The sequence below is a fragment of the Dermacoccus sp. CCH2-D9 genome, assembly GCF_001556795.1.
Classification (GTDB): domain Bacteria; phylum Actinomycetota; class Actinomycetes; order Actinomycetales; family Dermatophilaceae; genus Dermacoccus; species Dermacoccus nishinomiyaensis.
Genome location: NZ_LSJT01000122.1, coordinates 1 through 2807, shown reverse-complemented (window position 1 = coordinate 2807; position 2807 = coordinate 1). Strand labels below are relative to the sequence as shown.

The window sequence follows — 2807 nt, the reverse complement described above, 5'->3', positions numbered from 1 at the left end:
GGTCGGGGGTTCGGTCGGGGCGTCAGGAGGCGGAGGTGATCTGGGCGCCGTGGGGAGTGGAGGCGGCGAGGACGTAGTCGTCCGCGAGGTCACCGGCAGCGAGCACGTTGCGCAGCGCGACGGCGTCCTTGCGGCTCGCCATGAGGAACGCCACCGTCGGGCCCGAACCCGAGACCATCGCGTTGAGGGCACCCATCTCCAGGCCGAACTCCATCAGGGCGCGCAGCCTCGGCATGAGCGACAGCGCCGCAGGCTCCAGGTCGTTGTGCATGGCGACGGCGACGCCGTGGACGTCACCGGAGCGGACGCTCGCGAGCAGGCCGTCCGACGGAGAGGGCTCAGGCACGCGGTGGCCCTCCCGCAGCCGGTCGCACTCGGCGTAGACGGCGGGCGTGGACAGCCCCTCGTGCGTCAGCGCGAACAACCAGTGGTAGGTGCCCGTCGCGAGCACCGGCACGATCTTCTCCCCGCGCCCGGTGCCGAGCGCGGTGCCTCCGGCGAGGGCGAACGGGACGTCTGAGCCGAGCTGCGCGGCGAGCTCCTCGAGCGTCGCGCGCGGCAGGCCGAGCCCCCAGAGCGCGTCGCAGGCGACGAGCGTCGCGGCGGCGTCGGCCGATCCGCCCGCCATGCCACCAGCCACCGGGATGGCCTTGCGAATCGCGATGGCGCAGCGGCCGTCGACGCCGTACGAGGTGGCCATGAGCTGCGCCGCTCGCCAGGCCAGGTTCGACTCGTCGCACGGCACGACGTCCGCGCCGAGCCCCGTCACAGTGAGCGAGAACTCGTCGGCCGACGTGACATCAACCTGGTCGAACAGGTCGACGGCATGGAACGTCGTCGCGAGGTCGTGAAACCCGTCGGCTCGGCGTGGCCCCACGCACAGCTCGAGGTTGACCTTCGCAGGCACCCTCACGCTGACGCGGGCGATCTGTGCGCTCGAAGCCGTCATGCCCCCACCCTATGCATGGACCGCCCTCCGGGCAGCCACCCGAGCCAACAGGCGCCGTCCGCCACAGTGTTGGGTGGGCATTGCGGCCGGAGGACGACTCAGTCCTGCGTCGCCGCCGCGTGGGCGGAGGCGATGGCGGCGAACTCGTCGATACCGAGGCGCTCGCCTCGCGTCCGCGGGTCGATGCCCGCCGCCACGAGTGCCGCCTCGGCCCGGTCGGCGCCGCCCGCCCAGCCGGCGAGGGCAGCCCGCAGCGTCTTGCGGCGCTGTGCGAACGCGGCGTCGATGCACGCGAAGACCTGTGCGCGCGTCGCCTCCGTCGTCGGTGGGTCACGACGCACGAGCGAGACGAGACCCGAATCGACGTTCGGGGCCGGCCAGAAGACGTTGCGTCCGACGCGGTCGGCGAGACGCACGTCGGCGTACCAGGCGGCCTTGACGCTCGGCACGCCGTAGACCTTGCTGCCCGGCTCAGCTGCGAGGCGCTGCGCGACCTCGAGCTGCACCATGACGAGCACGCGCTGCAGCGACGGGAAATGCTCGAGGAAGTTGAGGACCACGGGCACCGACACGTTGTACGGCAGGTTCGCGACGAGCGCGGTCGGTGCCGGCTCGAGCGAGTCGACCGTCATCGCATCCGCTTGGACGACGTTCAGCTTCGATGCGTGCTGCGGCGCGAACCGCTCCACCGTCGCGGGAAGCTGCGCCGCCAGGTTCGGGTCGACCTCGACGACGCTGAGATGCGCGACGGCCGGCAGCAGCGCGAGCGTCAACGACCCGAGCCCCGGGCCCACCTCGACGACGGTGTCGTCGGCCCCGACCCCTGCCAGGCGGACGATCTTGCGCACCGTGTTCGGGTCGATGACGAAGTTCTGCCCCCACGTCTTCGTCGGACGCACCCCGTGACGCTCGGCGAGCTCGCGGATGTCGGCGGCACTCAACAGGCCCGTCGTGTCGTCACGGCCTGCGGGCGTCGCGTCGTCGTCATGCATGACGCCAACCCTATCGGCACATGCGAAGACCCGGCCCGCCCCACGAGGGGACGAGCCGGGTCTTCATGACCGGGCGCGCGGTGCGCGTCAGGTGTCGATCAGGCTGCGTGGCCGCAGGCCCACGGCTGCAGGCCGCGCTGGGCGTAGACCTTGTTCGCGATGGCGATCTGCTGCTCACGGGTCGCGAGGTCGGCGCGCGGGGCGTAGGCGCCGCCGCCGGAGCCGAGCCACGTCTGGTTGTCGAACTGCAGGCCGCCGTAGTAGCCGTTGCCCGTGTTGATGTGCCAGTTGTTCGTCGACTCGCAACGAGCGATGCGGTCCCACATGCCCGAGTTGGCGGCGGCCGGAGCGGCAGCGCTCTTCTGCGTGCGCTGGGCCGACGAGGCGTAGGTGCGCTGCTTCGGCGCGCTCTGCTGCGTCACGGCCTTGCGGGCGGTCGAACGCGACACCTGGGTCTGCTGCGACTGCTGCGGCGCCTGCTGAACGGCCTGCTTCGTACCGATCGTGACGACGCGGCGCACGGCGTTGCGCGTGACGGTCGTGTCGATCACCTTGGAGGAGACGACCTTCTCGCCCTTCTTGGCGCTGCGGTACGTCACCGTCTCGGCGCCCGAACGGCCTTCCTGCGTCACCTTGGACGTGCCCTTGGGCATGTCGGCGCTGTAGACGTACTTCGTCTTCGCCGGGATCGTCTGGACCTGGCTCCAGTTGACGTACGTGACGGCGGGAGCAGCGGCCTTGGCGGGCGTGGCGGGCTTGGCCGGCAGAGCCTGACGGGCCTGCGAACGCGAGGCGCGCTCGGCCTGCGTCTGCTTCGGCGCAGCCTTCGTCGTGGACGGCTTCGGCGCAGCCTTCGTCGTGGACGG

At 71.4% G+C, this 2807-nt stretch carries 3 protein-coding genes; all 3 read right to left on the bottom strand.

The window, feature by feature from the left end:
* Positions 1 to 22: 22 nt before the first annotated feature.
* Positions 23 to 949 carry a 4-(cytidine 5'-diphospho)-2-C-methyl-D-erythritol kinase gene (locus AX669_RS10500; protein ID WP_062258328.1) on the bottom strand — a complete coding sequence of 309 codons (927 nt, stop codon included), beginning with the start codon at positions 947 to 949 and terminating at the stop codon, positions 23 to 25.
* Positions 950 to 1047: 98 nt separating this feature from the next.
* Positions 1048 to 1941: a 16S rRNA (adenine(1518)-N(6)/adenine(1519)-N(6))-dimethyltransferase RsmA gene (rsmA, locus tag AX669_RS10495; RefSeq protein WP_006946797.1), complete on the bottom strand. Its 894-nt coding sequence runs from the start codon at positions 1939 to 1941 to the stop codon at positions 1048 to 1050.
* A 98-nt stretch (positions 1942 to 2039) separates the two neighbouring features.
* The coding region (locus tag AX669_RS10490) for a resuscitation-promoting factor (protein WP_197418898.1) at positions 2040 to 2807 on the bottom strand (768 nt) is incomplete at its 5' end.